This window comes from Leptolyngbya sp. PCC 6406 (assembly GCF_000332095.2).
GTDB lineage: Bacteria > Cyanobacteriota > Cyanobacteriia > Phormidesmidales > Phormidesmidaceae > PCC-6406.
Genome location: NZ_KI913949.1, coordinates 4,408,691 through 4,425,730 on the forward strand (window position 1 = coordinate 4,408,691; position 17,040 = coordinate 4,425,730).

Below are 17,040 nucleotides of genomic sequence, written 5' to 3' on the forward strand. Positions count from 1 at the left end.
TTTTTATGGCATCAACAAAAACGTTTCTTCCCAGTGTAATTTTTGCTGGCGGGAATTTCAGGGTTCGCTGCTCTCCTGGGAAGCGCGCAATTGTCCTACCTGATACTGGGCGTCTTGGTAGCACTGCACTCGTCCTAGGGATAGGCACTGTTGGGCCGCTGTTTCCAAATCCGCGATCGCAGCCTCAGTATTGCCCAACTCTGCCTGCAACAAACCGCGATCGTAGCGGGCAAACACGTACTCCGGGTTCAGGTCCAGAGCCTTAGAAAAATCCGCCAACGCCCCTGGAAAATCCCTCAGGGATTGTCGGGTCAGTCCGCGATTGTAGTAAGGATCGGGACTATCCGGTTCAATCTGGATGGCAATGTTGTAGTCCTGGATTGATCCCTGAAAATCTCCCAAGCGTCGCCGCACCAGCCCCCGGTTTTCGTAGGCCAGACTGTGACTGGGTCGTAAATTAATGGCCTCCGTGCAGTCCTTCAATGCCTGTCCCTGCTGATCAATATTGGAATAGGACAAACAGCGATTCAGATAGGCCGCCGCCTGAACTTCTTGGTCTGTGCTCAGGGCAAGGGCCTGAGTATAGTCCTGGATTGCCCCCTGCTCATCCCCCCAATCTGCCCGAGCACTGCCTCGATTCAGATACGCCTTGACCAGGGTCGAATCCAACCGCAGGGCTTGGGTGTAGTCCTCCAGTGCCCCCTGGATATCCCCCACGCCAAAGCGAACATTGCCCCGCTGATAAAACAGGGTGGCCTGCTTAGGGTTAATCTCCAAAGCCTGGGTCAGGTCTGCCAAGGCGGCATTGGACTGGCCCCGCTGAGCATTCAGCATCCCCCGTTCCGTTAGGGCTTGGGCATTCTGGGGCATTCGGGCCAAGGCGGCATCATAATGCGCGATCGCGGTCTCCGTTTCCCCTGCCTGCTCAGCGGTTTGAGCCGCCCGCAGCGATCGCGCCACTGACCACCGCTGGGGCAGTCCTAGGGCCAGTAGTCCCCCCACTAAAGTCAAAAGGGCAATTCCCCCCAGCGCCCAGCGCCAGTGTCGCGGGGGCGGGGAAGTAATAGGGATGTCCGTCTCTGGGGCCGTCATCGCTACCTCTGAACTGTCCAAAGTCACCTGGGGGGCATCCGCCGAAGTGGCCCTACGATTTAGATCCGCCAGAACTGCGATCGCTTTCTGGTAGCGGCGGTCAGGGTCAGGGTGCAACATCCCCGCCAGCACCCCCGCCACCTTAGGGTCGAGCCCAGAAACATCCTGAAGTCGTGCCGTCAAAGCCTGTTGCAGATCGGGATGCTCCGCATCCGGCAGGTCTTCCACGGGCAGCCCCGTTAGGGCCTGAAGCGCGATCATTCCCAAAGCATAGTGGTCGGTACAAAACCGGGGCTGGCCCCGCCGCTGTTCTAGGGGAACATAGACCCAGTCTTTGGGTAGTTTGCCATTCTCAACGATTTCCCGGCCAGAAACCTCGCGCCCCAGTTCCTTCAACAGGCTAAAGTCCAGCAACACAAGGCGGCGGTCCCCTTGATGACGAATGATATTGCTGGGCTTAAGGTTGCCATGGATTACCCCATGCTCCTGCAAAAATACCAGCACCTCCAACACTCCCCGCAAAAACGCCAGCACATCCTGTTCCTGCCAAGGATGGCCGGGATCTAGCTCATGGTTCAGAGATCGGCCAGGAACAAACTCCTGAACCAGATAAAAATGTTGATGGTCCTCAAAAAAAGCAAAGGTATTGGGCACCTGCCTATGGTGTCCCAAGACCTCCAGCACCTCTATTTTCTTTTTCAAAAGGCTGAGGATAAACCGCAGGGTGGTGGGGTTACGGGTGGGCAACTGGATCTGCTTCACCACGCATTTGGGGTGGCCAGGATGATGCAGATCCGCTACCAACAGCGTCTGGCTACCACTCCCCACCCCCAACATTTGGATAAACTGATAGCGTCCCCCCAGAAGACGGTTCTTCGCAGACATAAGGCAGATGGGCTCCCTTGGTCAAAGCCATTCCCCAGGCAGTGCCCACCGAAGCACTCCACGGGCATCTTACTTTGGCAGTACAGCTTTACCCCAGGGTGCCCAAGCCCCCTCAAAAGCAACCTGAACAGCTAATTGACTGACAAAAGCTGTCGCCCACGGTAAAAGAATTTACTTCGTGATTCAGCCAAAATCACCCGATTTTAAACCTTGCCCAAGTCCAGAAGTGGAGTTTTCCCGGTGAGGAAACTCCAGATTTCGAGCTGAACTTGGTCTGGACTTGGTATATAACCTTAACGAGCATGAAGGGATTCGAACCCCCGACCCTCAGAACCGGAATCTGATGCTCTATCCACTGAGCTACATGCCCTTGATGCTCTGGCATTGTAGCATCCACAGCCTGTAAGCGCGCTACGATGGGGACGATTTCCACAAAGTGCCCGTCCTATGGCTGCTGAGACTGTTTCCGAACTCCAGAGCGACCTTGATCAGGCTGCCACGGCCTTGGATGAGGCGGCAACCCAGAGGGGCTTGACCCCTGAGCAGTACAAGGCCAAGATGGCTCGCCGCAAGACGGTACAAGATCAGCGACTGGCGGAGCGCAACCAAGAAAAGGGCTTAATTATTGTCCATACGGGCAATGGCAAGGGTAAGACGACGGCAGCGCTGGGTATGGTGATGCGCTCCCTGGGCCATGGCTACCAAGTGGCCATTATCCAGTTCATCAAGGGGGCCTGGGAACCGGCGGAAAAGGCGGTGCTCGGTCAGTGGGAGCAGCAACTGGCTTTCCACGCGATGGGGGAAGGCTTTACCTGGGAAACTCAAGATCGCGATCGCGATATCACCAAGGCCCAAGCCGCCTGGGAACTAGCCCTGACCTACCTCCGCAACCCCACCTATCGCACCATTCTGCTGGATGAGGTCAACATCGCCCTCAAACTGGGCTATCTGAACCCAGAACAGGTCTTGGCAGGGTTGAACGAAAAGCCCACCGCCACCCATGTGATTTTGACTGGGCGGGGGGCTCCCGAGGCCCTGATCGAACAGGCTGATCTGGTTACCGAAATGACCCTGATCAAGCACCCGTTCCGGGAACAAGGGGTAAGAGCCCAAGCGGGCATTGAGTATTAGGGTTGCCCTCAACGCCTGGAACGGTGAGTAACATGGGTGCCTGATCTCGGCGGGATACCCTGTTGGCATATTGACCATGGCCCAGCCTTCTTCCAGGGGAAAGTCCCCGATCTTAAAAGCCCATTCCTTCGCTCAATTGCCCGCTACTGTTCAGGGGGTATTGGACCAGGAAGCCCTGAAAAATGAGAAAAAATTTGCTACGGTGCGGGCCTTGGTACTGTTGGCCTCCACCATCCTAGACGTACTGGTCTTTTGCTTTCCCCAAACCCTAATTGGCCAACCTTCGGTGTCTCCTACCGTGGCGATGATTGGCCTCACCGCAACGGGATGTTCGGTGGGGATTGTAGCGCTGCTGCGTCGTCCGGTGGCCCTGGTTTGGCTCTCTAAGCTGCAACTGCTATTGCCTCTCTTCGATGGGCTACTGTTGCTGGTATTTATTGGCAATATCTGGCGGGTCTTTGGTGAAGATCAGCCCCTCATTCTGACCAATGTGGTGGCCCTCTGCGCCCTGCTGGCGGTATCGGGGGGAATGCGGTTTCGGGCGCTGGCGTCACTGGTCACCACTGCGATCGCGGCTCTAGCTTTCCTCTACGGAGCTTATCTATTTCAGGTCACCTTCACCATTGCCCTGTTCACTTTTTTCACTATCTTGGGCATTGGCTTTCTGAGCCTGATGATTGGTGATATCGTCCGCCACCAGATCCGGGGAGAGGCGGGACGGTTTTTAATGGAACGGTTTTTGCCCCCCGAAGTCGTAAACACCGCCTTTAATCAACCTCAGGATCTGTTTCGAGAACCTCTGATCTGTGATGTGACGGTGATGATTACAGACTTGCGGGGCTTTACCCACTATTCAGAAAAGCTGGAACCCGCAGCGGTGCTTGCCTTTTTAAGCCAGGTGCAAGGACTACTTTCAGAAATTGTCGAGGCCCACGGCGGCTGGGTCAACAAGTTTATGGGGGATGGCATGTTAGCGGTCTTTGGTGCCCCGACCCCGTTGGATAACCATGCTGAAATTGCCCTGGCAGCAGCCCAAGTCATGCTGCAAAAGTTGCCCCAAATTTCTCCCTTGGCCATGGGCATTGGCCTCCATTCTGGTCCAGTGGTGGCGGGCTACCTCGGAGATGGTCATCACGTTGAGTTCACTGTCATTGGCGACACCGTCAATGTGGCCTCCCGCATCGAAGCCCTAACCAAGGAGGTCGGGCCGGGGCTGCTGATCAGCGCTACCACCTATGGGCAAATTCACCTGCCGATGATCTCGGTGGGCTATTGGCCGCTACGGGGCCGAGATCAGTCCCTGGAACTGTTTACCCTGCCCCCGGAGGCGCTCCGCCTTGACCTGCCAAGGCATTAGGGACGTGGAATGGGTATCAACTCAAAGCGGGACAAATCTCTGGGGGAGGAGTTAGGAGTTAGGAGCCAGAATCTAGGAGAGTACTGGATTCTGACTCCTGAATTCCTCGGAACCAATATTGTCTCGGCTTACGTTAATACCCGGTGGAATTACCCCCCCCTACCTGTCACCCTCTGCATTGGGCGCGGAAACCGCGCCCCTACCGGGAATTCCGCATTGGGCACAGGCACCACGCCCCTACGGCAACATCCTGCATTGGGCGCGGAAACCGCGCCCCTACGGGTAATTCAATTCAAAATTCAAAATTCAAAACTTTCTGTCCACCCCACCCCATCACCCCATCACCCCATCACCCCATCACCCCATCACCCCATCACCCCATCACCCCATCACCCCCCCTCACCCCCCTACTTCATAACCGGGCTGCCATGATGATGGATCAGGTACCAGCGATCCCCCAGGCGCTCTAGGATATTGGTGGCCATAGACTGGGCCTCTAGCCGCTGTCCGTCGCTAATTTGCAGGACATTTTCCACCGCCACCACAGCGGCCAAATCAGCCTGCACCGTCACCGATACCACCTCTACATCCACCTCTAGGTAGCGGGTATTTTTGAAAATTTGCGCCCAAGACTCCCGAATAGCGCCCCAGCCCTTGAGGGCATCTCGACCGGGGTGAATACAAACGCTCTCGGTGCCCTGGGACCAGACCTTTTCCATGGCCTCCAGATTCTTTTTCTCAAAGGCGCGGTAAAAGGCACTATGGGCTGCCAATACTGAGTCGCGATCATCTGCCATGGACTCCACCTCCGGGTCCGAGAATCTAGGGGTTTGGACCCCATCATGGGCTAGTCTAGCTTTACAGTCCCGGCAACTGGGGACTCGGGCTTGGCTTTCCTAGGGCGTGTGGACAATTAACGGGGAAGCCTTTGCGGGGTAGGCATAACCACGCCCACCCCACTGCATCAAGCTAGGGGCTGTAACCGCCCCGTAACCAGGAATCTGGCTTTGATTGCCCACAGCCCCTAGTATCTTGGTTCTGTTAGCCCCCTTCGACCCCAGCGTGTCTATGCTCAGGCTCCAAAACCTCCACAAAACCTATGGTCAACGAGCTGCCCTCTCCGATCTAACCCTGCATATTCCACCGGGGGAGGTGTACGGTCTCCTCGGCCCCAATGGCGCAGGCAAAACGACCGTGATCAACCTGATCTGCGGCCTGCTGCGGGCCGACAGCGGACAGATCTTCATCAACAGCCGAGCTGCCAGTGCTGCCACAAAGTCTTGGATTGGGGTCATGCCCCAGGAAAACCTGCTCTACCGCAGTCTCTCCTGCGAAGAAAATCTTGCCTTTTTTGCCAAAATCTACGGGATGCCCCGACGAGTGCGATCGCGGCGCATTCTAGAGTGTTTAGCGGCGGTGAATTTGCTTGACCGGGCCAAGACACCGGCGGAGGATCTCAGCGGGGGGATGCAGCGGCGACTGAGTCTAGCCATCGCCATCGTCCATCGCCCCAAACTGCTGATTTTGGATGAACCCACCACCGGGCTGGATATCGAAGCCCGCCACGATGTCTGGGAGTTGATCCGTCACCTCACCCGCCAGGAGGGCATGACGGTGCTGCTCACCACCCATTTGCTGGACGAGGTAGAACGTCTCTGCCAACGCATCGGCATTATTAAGCAGGGGCAGCTTCTCACCGAAGGAACCCTGGAGGATCTGCGCCAAGCCATCCCCGCCCAAGAGATTGTCACCCTAGAAACCCCGACCCCTGAGGCGGCGATTGCCCGCGCCCAGGTCCACGGCTTTACGCCCCGCCGCTACGGCTCTGACTTGGCCTTTTGGGTTCCCGACCGCCTTGAACTGAAGGATCTCCTAGACCGCTTTGATGGCATCGCTTTGGACTCCATCGCTCGTCATCCGGTGCGGCTGGAGCATATCTATCTAGAGGCAACGACCAAGGCGGGACTTTGAATTTTCAGATTGAACTATAACCATTTCCCATGAACCAAGGCTGGACCTACTACAACCAAGTCCAGGCTAGTGATGCCGGTCTAACGCTGCTGGACTACTACAGTCAGCGCTACCCCCACTCCTCTCGGGGGGAATGGTGCGATCGCATTCAATCCGGCCAAGTAGAGGTAGATGGCAGGCAGGGCAGCGAGGAGGCAATACTAAAGCCGAGACAGCGCTTGGCCTACCATCGCCCCCCCTGGGAAGAGCCCCCGGCACCCCTGAACTTCGGGGTTCTGTACGAGGATGGAGATCTGCTGGTGGTGGATAAGCCTGCGGGGTTGCCCGTGCTGCCAGGGGGCGGATTCCTGAATCACACTCTGCTGCATCAACTGCGCCAGCACTATCCCCAGGAGACTCCGGTGCCTATCCATCGCCTGGGGCGGGGGACATCGGGGCTGCTGCTCTTGGGGCGATCATCCCTGGCAAAATCCGTCCTCAGCCAGCAGATGCGGGCCAGCACCGAGGGCCACAGCACAACGGGTCTGGAGAAATGCTATCGAGCCCTGATTGGTCCCAGTACCCTCCCTGATACCTTGACCCTCACCACTCCCATCGGCAAGCTACCCCATCCCACCCTGGGGTATGTCTACGGAGCCAGTGCTATGGGAAAAACAGCCCACAGTCAGGTCCGGGTGGTGCAACGCACCACCACCCAAACCCTGATTGAGGTCATCATCCGCACTGGACGGCCCCACCAGATTCGGATTCACCTAGCGGCGGCGGGCTATCCTCTGCTGGGAGACCCCCTCTACCAGGTTGGGGGAATTCCCCGTTCTCTAGATGTCATGGGGAAAATGGAGGCGGTGCCGGGAGACTGTGGCTACCATCTCCACGCCCACCGCCTCACCTTCCGCCATCCCCGCACCCAAGCTCTTGTGACCCTGACGGCACCGTTACCCCCAACCCTCTGGGGTTAAGGTGCTGGAGCAGATTGGCCCGTAGTCTTGCCCGAATGGTGATGTCCGTTGATGACGCCCAACGCATCCAAGGCCCATGACTAGGATTTGGTATTAGACCCGTGACCGGGATTGGGGATTAGATTTGGCCTTGCCAGCGCTGGATTTCTTGCTGAGCTTGGTCGTGGACAGGGGTGCTACTGGGAACCAGTTGAGCCGCTGAGATCGCTTCTGAAAACCGACTCTGAGCCGCCCGAGCCCGAGCGATCACCAAAATGTCCTCACTCCACTGGGCAACCCGTTCCTGGGCGGTTGCGTACTCCGGCTGATCGGGGGTAATTTGTCGCACCTGCTCAATGGCCTTTTGAAAACTGCTGGCTTGTCCGGGTTGGAGAGAGGCTTGGGCCTGCTGGATGAGTTGACGGTTGGTCGATTGCTGCTGCCAGCGGGCAATGTTTTCCTGGGCCTGACGATAAACCGCTGGGCGATCCGGCGGCACCAGTTGGGCCGCTGCGATCGCACCAGCGAGATCCCCTGTGGCAGCGCGCCCCTCCGCCAAATCTAGGATGATGCGACTCCAGCGGTCAATATCCGCCTGGGCCTGTTCGTAGTAGGGATCCGCCGGGGGAATTTGGCGGGCGGTTTCGATGGCGTTATTAAACAGGGAAGCCGAAATGGGCTGAATCTGTCGCCGTGCCTCATTCAGAATGGTCTGATTGCGCTCTGCGGCCTGGGCTGTCCCCCCTTCGGCCTGCTGACGCAACTGTTGATAGGCTTCGTCCTGCTGTTCTGGCGCGACCAAGTCCAACCAGGCACGGGCTTCCCCATAGCGTTCAGCTGAGATCGCAGCCTCAGCCCATTGCACCGCTGATGCCGCTGGCAAAGGGGCGGGGGGTTCTGGCTCTGGAGTGATGCCCTGAAGATTTTCTGGGGTGGGCTGGAGGGTAGTGGGATCTGGATCCACCTCAGCGGCAGGGTCTTCAACAGCGGCGGGGTCTTCTGCTTCCAGTACCTCCATAGACTCCGGGTCCGCCGGGACAACCTCCGTTGTGTCCGCTGATTCCGTCTGCCCCGTCCCCCTCAGGAAAGGTTGGTAGCGGGCCAAGACGCCCAAAAGCAGTACCAATGCCGCCCCTAAAATACCCCAGTTCCAGAGAGCGGCGCGAGCGGCATTAGGCGCGTCCTCCCGTGAGGGAGTTCCCACAGGCTGCATTTTTTCCAATGAACGCGCTGGATCCGCAGGCAGAGGCGGCAAGGGGGCCGCAGAGATCTCCGGAGTATCTACGTCGGGGGGTATGGTCTCTGGAGACATGGCAGCGACCATGGCAGGGGAAGTAAACCCAAAGGCTTGGGCCTGATCGGCTTCCGCCTTTTCCGTCATTGGGAGGGTCGCTATCGCCTCAGCGGGCACCACCATCATGAATTTTTCGGCGGCAGGAATCACCGCCACTGGATTTTGCTGGGGTCGCCAGTGGTGCTGGCTCAATTCGGGAACACGATCGCTGACATAGGCTGCCAGTTGCGAAGCTGTCACACAGCCGTGATAGCGCAATCCCTCCAGAATTGCCTGGGCAAAAAGGCCGTGGCGCACCGCCATGGTTTCGTGGGAGTACTGCTGGGGTTGACAGGCCAACAGAATGGGAATTTCAAAGTCTTTGGCAAGAGCTAGGGTTTGTTGGCCCAGGTTGTGGTGGCCGGTGGCTCCCTGGCTGTGGCTCATATCCAAAGCCAGCAACACATGGGGAGTGGGCGCAGCCTTGAGCGTATCTAAGACCCAAGCTAGGGAAATGGCGCTTTCCGCCAGATGGTCTGGGGTGCTATCGATGGCCAGCAGGTAGTCTTGCCCCCCTTCGCTGAGGCCATAGCCGCTAAAAAACACCCACAGCATGTCCTCCGGTTGGACCCGCTCCTGGCACATCTCCAAAAGTTGCGATCGCAGCGTTTCCCTCAGGGGATAGTGGGCGTAGGGCTCAATCGCAGCAGACAGATCCGTCAAGAGGATGCAGTGATTGACGGGCAACCCCACCTCATCCACAAAAAAGTTGCGTAGTCCCACTGCATCTGCTTGGGCATACATCAACGGCTGCAAGGCAGGGTACTGGTTAATCCCAATGAGGAGAGCCCACTGATTTGCCATGGATGATTAATAGATGAACCTAAACACCTAGACTGTCACAACCACTAAGAGCATGACTCCAGCGATAGGACGCCTATACAGTAGCGGATTTGATACCAGACGATACCATACCCGATTAGAAACGGAGCCAATGGACCATTGAGATGCAACAGTCCTCAAAACTAAACCTTGCCCAAGTCCAGAAGCAGAGTTTTCCCAGTGGGGAAACTCCAGATTTCGAGCTGGACTTGGTATAGGACTCAAAATTGACGATTGCGCCAGGGATGGCTACAGTTAAAGCGGCCAAAAGGTTCTCACTTCATTGGATTCAGCCCCTACACTAGGGCCATCGGGCTTTAATCTTAGGACCGTCTTCTCAGGCCATGCCCTGACTGCCTCGGTTCTGAACAAGGCCCACAGCTTTTCAAGACCTCTAGGGATAGCAGCACCATGTTCCAATCACCTTTAGCCTCCCCAGATCAGTCCCGGCTTCCTTGCCGCCAACCCCTGATCAGTTGGGGACTCTCTGCCCTCCTGCTGAGTAGTGGTGCGATCGCCACCACAGTACTTTTGGCCACCCCTCCCGCTGCCCAGGCGTACACTGCTCGGGTCAGCCTCTTTGTCTACCGCGACTCCGGTGAACCCTACGAGAACTTCCTGCGGCGGGCGGAGGCGATCTCCCGCGCTGGGGTTCAACGCAGCCTCGATGCCGACCTCCTGACCACTGAAGTGATTGTGACCGTGGTAGGAGAAAACCAAGGTATCTCTGTCCCCATCATGGATGTGCAGGTAACCCGAAACCAATGGCGCGATCGCCCCGATCCCCAATACTGGGCCACCTACTACGAGAGCGCCTCCCTGCTGCTGGGCTTCTTTTAAGCGCCTTGCCAGATTCAGAGTATTCCCGCTAAATCCTTGTCCCGCATTTTCATCAACGATCCAGCGGATGCCATCCTTAGGACAGTAGGCTTAATCGATCCACGGGATCACTTTTTAGATGGAATAGTCTCAGAAAAGCACGCTTCTCTCTGGCCGCTGGGAGTAGGAATGAAGAAAAATCTTCGTCGTGGGGAGAAACAAGGTGCTACTATTGAAAGGTTGTAAGCAGCCACCCCTAGGTTAGCCATGGCGGTTCCTAAGAAGAAAACTTCTAAATCCAAGCGAAATATGCGCAAAGCATACTGGAAGCGCACGGCGGCGCTACAGGCTCAAAAAGCTTTGTCCCAAGGTAAGTCCGTTCTCACCGGTCGGTCTACCGGCTTCGTTTATCCTACCCCTGATGACGACGAGGACGACGAAGAATAGCGGTGACTAGATAGAACACAACGAACAGGGGGAAGGTATAAACTTCCCCCTGTTTTTGTCGTGCCTCAGCGGCCCAAACTCCGCAGGGAGTGCGTCAAAACAGAGTGCGTAAAAATACGGTGAAAATAGGCTCAGTTCCCTGGGGACTGTGCCATATTCCGTACTGTCATGGACGTGAATTTTATCGGGAAACTTGCAGGATAGGACAGTAGAGATATCTACGACCGTTTCCAGAATTTTTCCCATGGCTAACTCCGTCCGGTGTCCCCACTGCGGCCATACCCACCTCAAGCGCATCCGGGTGCGCGGTATTCGCAAATGTGCCTCCTGCCAGAATTTTGTCGATATTCGTAAAGAGTCTTGGTGGCGCAAGGTTCTTTCTGCCTAGGGCTCCCCGCCAGATTTGGGCCAACCTAGCCACCCCTAGGGGCTGCCATTGGGGCAGTATCCCCGATCATGGCAATCATTGGCAGCGCTATGATCGAGGCTGTACTGTCGTGACCCAGCACCAGGAAGGGCGATGAAATTTTTTGAGCAGCCCGGACCCCACCAAGCCGACCGCGTTCCCCCAGGACAACATTTGGCCAAAGGATTCCCGGTGCTCACCTATGGCGAAACGCCCCAGGTGAGTCAAGGTGACTGGGCTTTGCAGGTGTTTGGGCTGGTGGCCCCCAAGACCTTTCACTGGACTGACATTCTGGCGCTGCCCCAGCAAGCCTTCACCGCTGATTTTCACTGTGTCACCACCTGGTCTAAGTTAGATGTGAAGTGGACGGGGGTGGCAATCTCAGACTTTATGGCCCAAGTGAGTCTGTTGTCTGAAGCCGCCTATGTCTTAATCCACTGCTACGGTGGCTACACAACCAACCTGAGTCTGGCGGATTTTGTCCGGCCCGAGAACTTCCTGGCCCTTACCCTATTTGGCGAACCTTTGCCTGCGGCCCATGGTGGTCCCCTGCGAGTTGTGGTGCCCCATCTCTATGCCTGGAAAAGTGCCAAGTGGATCAATGGGCTGGAGTTTTTGTCGGAGGAGGCGTTGGGCTTCTGGGAGTGCAATGGCTACCACCGTCGAGGAGACCCCTGGGCTAAACAGCGCTATAGCGATCGCTAGAGGCCGGTCAAAGACCATCGCGGATTCTAATCTTCACGCCTCTTCCCCACCATCGACCTCATGATGTAGGGAACCCCATAGCACTTTTTGTTATCTCTGACTACAGATACGATACTGTTTCCCCTCTTCAGGGAAGCCTAGCTTCTAAGGAAACTACGGATTCGCAATTCCTATGGTCTTTGTGCAACCGGACAATGACCCAATTTTCGGCTCTTTGCCCCTCCAGGCTAAGGGTTGGTTAGAGGGACTGCCCTGGGAACAGCGACGCTATGTGCTTTCCCTGTGCCACCTGATGTCGGCCTCTCCCCCGGAGATGCAGGCGGAATTTTTGGATGATTACACAGCGGATGGCCTCGTCTTCCGCGTGATTCAAGACCAGGACACCAAGCAAAAGGTCAGCAGCTATCTTCAGCAGTTTCACATCCAGACCGAACTCACGGAACCGGTCCTACGCAGCTACATTCGCCAGTTCTACATTCACTCGGCCCAGGATGCTCGCCAGCAACCTGATCTGTACCTAGAGTCGGCTCTCCGCTTGATGATTAGCACCCAGGAGCGCAACAGCGTCTTTAGCTACATGCTGGGGTTTGAGTTGATCAAGCTCATGTTCCAGATGAGTTGGTCCCAACAGGAGCGGCTGTACCGGATTCAGATCAGCCAGGAAGAGTTTATCCGCAACTACATTCGCCCCATCCAGCACACCCACCGCATCAATGGCATCGTGGTCCCCAAGGATGAGGATCAGTTTTTTGCCCGTCGGGACTACTTTGTGAAGAAGCCCGCTCTTCAGGGGAAGCGCTTGGTGGAGTTAGTGATGGCCACCTTCACCGCTGAAACCGTTAGTAGTTTTGGCTTTGGGATCATTCGTACCCAGAATTCCTTTCAGTTTGACTATGAGTATATCTATGCGGCGGAGCCTGCTGAGGCAATTTTTGACTAGGTTCCGTTGGCCCCGTTATACCTCGGTTAGAGCCTGGTGGCGGTTTTGACGGCGGCTTCAGCAGCATCGCCCAAGGCATGAGCGGTGCTGGTGGCGTTGCCAAAGCCATCGGTCATGGCCCCTCGCAGTCAGTGGGTGAATGTCGCCATGGCGCGGGGTTGAAATCAGATTGGGTGCTAGTGACATAATAGAGTCCACGCTGACCCGCAAGGTGCTGTCCCATGGCTGAGACCACCGGACTGATTTCTGATCCCATCCTTTACCCCGACTCCGATGGGCAACCGATGACCGAAAGCGATGCCACCCGCGATTATCTGCTGTACTGCGTTGAGGTGTTGCGGCTTTATTTCAAGGGCCGCTCTAATGTTTACGTTTCGGGTAACTTGTTTGTTTACTACGAAGAAGGCAATCCCAAGGCTGCGATTTCCCCTGACGTATTTGTCATTTTTGGGGTGAGCAACCGCAAGCGCCGCAGCTATAAAACCTGGCAGGAAGGGGGCAAGTTGCCCAATTTCGTCCTGGAAGTTACCTCCCGCAGTACGAAACGACAAGACGAAGTGGAAAAACCTCGCCTCTATGCCAGTCTGGGGGTACAAGAATACTTTCAGTACGATCCCACGGCTGATTATCTCAACCCCCAATTGCGGGGGGCGCAACTGGTGGATGGCACTTACCAGCCATTGCCCCTGGCCTCAACCGCCGCTGGCTTGCCCTATATCCATAGCGCGGTGCTGGGGCTAGATTTGCAACTGCATCCCCCCTATCCAGAACTGGGACTAGCCCCTGCGGCTCAGGCGCTGCGGTTCTACGATCCTCAAACGGGGACTAAGCTCCTGAGCCGAGATGAGCTGGAGCAGTTGCGGGAGGCGCTCCAGGAGGAGAATGGGTTGATTCAGCAGGATCGCGATGCCGCCCAGCAGGAACGCGATGCTGCTCAGCAGGAGCGCGATGCCGCCCAGCAACGGGCTGAGACTCTAGCCGCCCGCCTGCGGGAGTTGGGGATTGACCCGGAGTAGGACCTGGGTGCTTTACTCAGCGATGCATGGCCCTAAGAGGATATTTGAAAACACGGGGAAGGGGTATGAAAAGCCTCACGCGAGTCTCCGTAGCATGATGCGAATCATGGCGATGTGGATCAGTGTCTCGGAGGATTCAGGCAAGCGCTCATAATCTACATTCAGCCGACGGCACCAATGGAGCCAGCCATAGGTGCGCTCCACCACCCAGCGCCTGGGTAAAAGGACGAACCCCTTGGCCCCTTGAGGACGCAATACCACTTCCACCACTATCGCAAACCAGTCAATTACCGTCTTGAAGAAGTCCACGCCCGAAAAGCCCCCATCCACCCAGATGAGCCCCAGGCGAGGCAGACGTTCTCGTTCCGGAGCGAACAACCGATAGCAGTTGTTTGGCTCCTTCCCGCTCCGGGACGCTGGCGGCTACCACCTTCACCGCCACTAATAACCCCAAGGTATCAACCAGGGTAAACCGCTTGCGACCCTTGATTTTCTTACCCCCGTCATAGCCCACCGATTGGCTCACCATGACTGCACTGGGCACGCTCTGAGAATCGAGAGTTCCCGCACTTGGGGTCGGAGCTCGGTCTTCGGCCACCCTCACCCAGGCCACCAAATGGTCATGCACTCGCTTCCAAGTGCCGTCGTTTTTCCACTGTCGGAAGTAGTAATACACCGTGGAATAGGGCGGAAAGGTCTTGGGCAACAGTGACCAGGCACAGCTCGTCGCTAAAACATACAGAATGGCGTTGATGACATCATAGAGGTCAACGGTGCGAGGTCTCCCTGTCGCTTTCGGGCCAGGGAGCAAGGGGAATAGGAGATCCCACTGGTCACGGGTCAGACTGCTGGAATATTCTGATGTCATGGCTTCCAAGGGGCTACAGTTTTCATTAATCTGAGCCTAATACCGAGGAAGCCTTTTCTACGATCCGGGTTTCTATGTGCTAATTGATACTTTCCAAATATCCTCTTAGACCATCTGTCTGTTTCAGGGTAATTCGATTGCCTTCGCCAAGCTGCCGCCGGATGCAGTAGATAGATTGAATACAGTTACTCATCACCATATTCCCCTTCCATATCTGCCATGCTACGAGTATTTCCTGCCCACTCGATTGGCTTCAACAAAGCAGCTTTAGGATTGCCAATTTGGTCTCTATATTTTTGCTTCAAATCACGAACCTTATCTTTTATCTTTAGCCCTAATGAATGGCTAATAATACTGGAAATAAGCTTCCGTTCTGTTTTCCCACCTACAATTCTGCGTGTGCCTGGATTCCAGATCAAATTAGCCCAAGGAGAATCATCGATATCCATCGATATGTTTTCCATAATTGCGCCAATAGTTTCCGGAATTGACTTATCTTGAATGCCCGCAAGCATAAGCACCTCGGCAAGTATATATTGCCCCATAGGACGGGCGAAAATACTACCACCTGGCAAGGGATTGCCAGCATCATCAATTATCATTTTCCCATCTGAATCTGTTTTTTTTCTAAGATCACCCGGAGTTTTCTTCCCCTTTAATACTTGATCAAATCCTGGAGCTTTACCTAAGAGTTGCATCCACACCTGCTCAAGAAAGCCATAGTACTCATCTAGATCTTCATTAGAAGGTCTAAATTGCTTGAAACTACCATCAATATCACGCCCCATTTTGTAAGCAGGAATAGCTATCAAAATTTCGTTGGTCTCATAAAATGCACTTAGAGTTGTGATGTAGGGATCGTTACCTTTACTAGGAGTAATTTGTTTCGACCCTAGTTTGCATAGAACTAAATTCTTTAAAACGCTACTTTCTTTAACCAAGCGCCTTGTGACGATTGCAATAGCATCATCCTCGTCAATAGCAATATTAACTCCGGAAGATGTTGGCTTTGCTCGACGATTTAATGTTGAGAATAATCTACGAGTTCGTTGCAAGCCCTCTTTAGTATTTTCATGATTGAGGATAATTACAGTAATTTCTTCTTGCCTTAGATCAGGATCCATTGCAATAGCTTCTTGAATCGATCGCAAGCGATGTTGTCCATCTAGGGCGTAATAAACCTGACTTCCATCAAAGCGTAGTAGGCCAAACCCATAGCTGTGCTTATCATCATCAAGGTCATTGAGAAGATCATGTTCAGCGACTTTGACAGGAGAAAACTCAGGTTCACCACCATACACTGCAACAACCAATGCGCCATAAAATCTTTGAGGCTCATTTAGAAGATAGGGAACCATCTCTTTTGAGACACGATTAGAAATTTCGCGCTGAATCACTTCGTCTAAATCTTTGTGCGCATGGATCTCTTCTGCTAGTTGACATTCTTTGGCAATCTTTCCAAGCTTCATAACAGTAACATAGTACTGCCAGTCTCCCATTCTAGCCTTTAATGCGGGCACATAATCAGCCATGATCAAAAAACTCCCATGATAAAACTGATGAACAATGTAAGAGAGAAAAGCTATTCAAAAGCTTTTCCCCATAATCTTTGATGGCTAGGAATAGCCTCATTACAAGGTGGTCTACAACACATTAAAAGATGCTCTTCTACAGTATCGACATACACTCTTGGTAGCTGCGCCCACCAAAAGTATAGACACGTCTTATACTTATTAAGCATCTTCACAACACTTTTACGACCTTTTGCATCTTGTTGCTCTTTGAAGTAATTTTCAAATCTTTCAGATAGATAACCAGGCGCGGCCTTTCCAATATACATAGGTAGATGCAATTCTTCTGGGAAAGGGTTTCCTAGTTGAATTGAAAAGCAGTAAACTCCATGCTTATCTGGGATCAGCTGTCTAGATGCTTTCAGGAATTTGCACTTGTCCCATTTCAGTTCTACATCACCTACCACCTTAGGAAACTCATCGATATACTCAGGAAGCCATCGAAGGTTAAATTCAAAATCTTTTGGAAAATATCCTTGTATTGCTTCCTTTTGCTTCGCAAAATCATATGGCTCTTGACTCATAAATATTCTGTAATTTTACATGGATGATGTCAGATTAGGCTGAGACAAGTAGGCTACTTCTATTGAAATGAATTCTCAAAGGTTTAAGTTTTCGAGGGATAAGACATATATCAATATTTGTTTCGACTATCTAATTCTGCAAAAACATCTACTTGTACACAGTTTGTTTTATTCATAATTCCCATAAGTGCTTTGAATTTAACAGTGGTAAAATT

General features: G+C 54.3%; 15 protein-coding genes, 1 tRNA gene and 1 pseudogene. 10 read left to right on the forward strand and 7 right to left on the reverse strand.

The window, feature by feature from the left end; translation table 11 throughout:
* Positions 1 to 57: 57 nt before the first annotated feature.
* Positions 58 to 1,977 (reverse strand): tetratricopeptide repeat protein, encoded by a 1,920-nt coding sequence (locus LEP6406_RS0219600; RefSeq protein ID WP_008318412.1) that lies wholly within the window; start codon positions 1,975 to 1,977, stop codon positions 58 to 60.
* Between the two features lie 297 nt (positions 1,978 to 2,274).
* A tRNA-Arg gene (locus tag LEP6406_RS0219605) sits at positions 2,275 to 2,347 on the reverse strand.
* Between the two features lie 77 nt (positions 2,348 to 2,424).
* Here LEP6406_RS0219605 and cobO point away from each other — a divergent pair.
* Together cobO and LEP6406_RS0219615 are read left to right on the forward strand one after the other, a co-directional pair.
* Entirely contained in the window at positions 2,425 to 3,108 is a 684-nt protein-coding gene (gene cobO, locus LEP6406_RS0219610; protein ID WP_008318410.1) for a cob(I)yrinic acid a,c-diamide adenosyltransferase, read from the forward strand.
* 136 nt (positions 3,109 to 3,244) lie between these two features.
* On the forward strand, positions 3,245 to 4,465 hold the full coding sequence (locus tag LEP6406_RS0219615; RefSeq protein WP_225886578.1) for an adenylate/guanylate cyclase domain-containing protein: 1,221 nt from the start codon (positions 3,245 to 3,247) through the stop codon (positions 4,463 to 4,465).
* Positions 4,466 to 4,872: 407 nt separating this feature from the next.
* On the opposite strand, the gene LEP6406_RS0219620 is transcribed toward LEP6406_RS0219615, so the two are convergent.
* Entirely contained in the window at positions 4,873 to 5,262 is a 390-nt protein-coding gene (locus tag LEP6406_RS0219620) for a nuclear transport factor 2 family protein (protein WP_008318404.1), read from the reverse strand.
* A gap of 214 nt (positions 5,263 to 5,476) precedes the next feature.
* Here LEP6406_RS0219620 and LEP6406_RS0219625 point away from each other — a divergent pair, with 214 nt between their 5' ends.
* Both LEP6406_RS0219625 and LEP6406_RS0219630 read left to right on the forward strand, forming a co-directional pair.
* The gene (locus LEP6406_RS0219625; RefSeq protein WP_317133857.1) at positions 5,477 to 6,436 is read left to right on the forward strand and encodes an ABC transporter ATP-binding protein; all 960 of its coding nucleotides are present in this window, start codon (positions 5,477 to 5,479) and stop codon (positions 6,434 to 6,436) included.
* A gap of 29 nt (positions 6,437 to 6,465) precedes the next feature.
* A complete protein-coding gene (locus LEP6406_RS0219630; protein WP_008318400.1) occupies positions 6,466 to 7,395 on the forward strand; it encodes an RluA family pseudouridine synthase in 930 nt (309 codons plus the stop codon).
* Positions 7,396 to 7,513: 118 nt separating this feature from the next.
* Here LEP6406_RS0219630 and LEP6406_RS0219635 read toward each other — a convergent pair whose 3' ends face one another.
* Positions 7,514 to 9,511, reverse strand: coding sequence for a caspase family protein (locus LEP6406_RS0219635; RefSeq protein ID WP_008318398.1), 1,998 nt, complete (start codon positions 9,509 to 9,511; stop codon positions 7,514 to 7,516).
* Between the two features lie 429 nt (positions 9,512 to 9,940).
* On the opposite strand from LEP6406_RS0219635, the gene LEP6406_RS0219640 reads away from it, so the two are divergent.
* From LEP6406_RS0219640 to LEP6406_RS0219665, 6 genes are all read left to right on the forward strand, one after another.
* Positions 9,941 to 10,369, forward strand: coding sequence for a hypothetical protein (locus LEP6406_RS0219640; protein WP_008318396.1), 429 nt, complete (start codon positions 9,941 to 9,943; stop codon positions 10,367 to 10,369).
* Positions 10,370 to 10,615: 246 nt separating this feature from the next.
* Positions 10,616 to 10,795, forward strand: a complete 180-nt coding sequence (gene rpmF / locus LEP6406_RS0219645) for a 50S ribosomal protein L32 (RefSeq protein ID WP_008318393.1) — start codon at positions 10,616 to 10,618, stop codon at positions 10,793 to 10,795.
* Between the two features lie 244 nt (positions 10,796 to 11,039).
* Positions 11,040 to 11,183, forward strand: a complete 144-nt coding sequence (locus tag LEP6406_RS32305) for a transposase (RefSeq protein ID WP_081748113.1) — start codon at positions 11,040 to 11,042, stop codon at positions 11,181 to 11,183.
* A gap of 132 nt (positions 11,184 to 11,315) precedes the next feature.
* Positions 11,316 to 11,906 carry a sulfite oxidase-like oxidoreductase gene (locus tag LEP6406_RS0219650; protein WP_008318389.1) on the forward strand — a complete coding sequence of 197 codons (591 nt, stop codon included), beginning with the start codon at positions 11,316 to 11,318 and terminating at the stop codon, positions 11,904 to 11,906.
* A gap of 172 nt (positions 11,907 to 12,078) precedes the next feature.
* A complete protein-coding gene (locus LEP6406_RS0219655) occupies positions 12,079 to 12,846 on the forward strand; it encodes a hypothetical protein (protein WP_008318387.1) in 768 nt (255 codons plus the stop codon).
* Positions 12,847 to 13,067: 221 nt separating this feature from the next.
* A complete protein-coding gene (locus LEP6406_RS0219665) occupies positions 13,068 to 13,862 on the forward strand; it encodes a Uma2 family endonuclease (RefSeq protein WP_008318383.1) in 795 nt (264 codons plus the stop codon).
* Between the two features lie 75 nt (positions 13,863 to 13,937).
* Here the strand turns inward: LEP6406_RS0219665 and LEP6406_RS28925 are convergent.
* From LEP6406_RS28925 to LEP6406_RS0219680, 3 genes and pseudogenes are all read right to left on the reverse strand, one after another.
* Positions 13,938 to 14,730: pseudogene (locus LEP6406_RS28925) on the reverse strand (IS5 family transposase).
* A 185-nt stretch (positions 14,731 to 14,915) separates the two neighbouring features.
* The gene (locus LEP6406_RS30535) at positions 14,916 to 16,262 is read right to left on the reverse strand and encodes a DNA sulfur modification protein DndB (protein WP_008318377.1); all 1,347 of its coding nucleotides are present in this window, start codon (positions 16,260 to 16,262) and stop codon (positions 14,916 to 14,918) included.
* Positions 16,263 to 16,312: 50 nt separating this feature from the next.
* On the reverse strand, positions 16,313 to 16,825 hold the full coding sequence (locus LEP6406_RS0219680; RefSeq protein WP_008318376.1) for a hypothetical protein: 513 nt from the start codon (positions 16,823 to 16,825) through the stop codon (positions 16,313 to 16,315).
* Between the last annotated feature and the right edge of the window lie 215 nt (positions 16,826 to 17,040).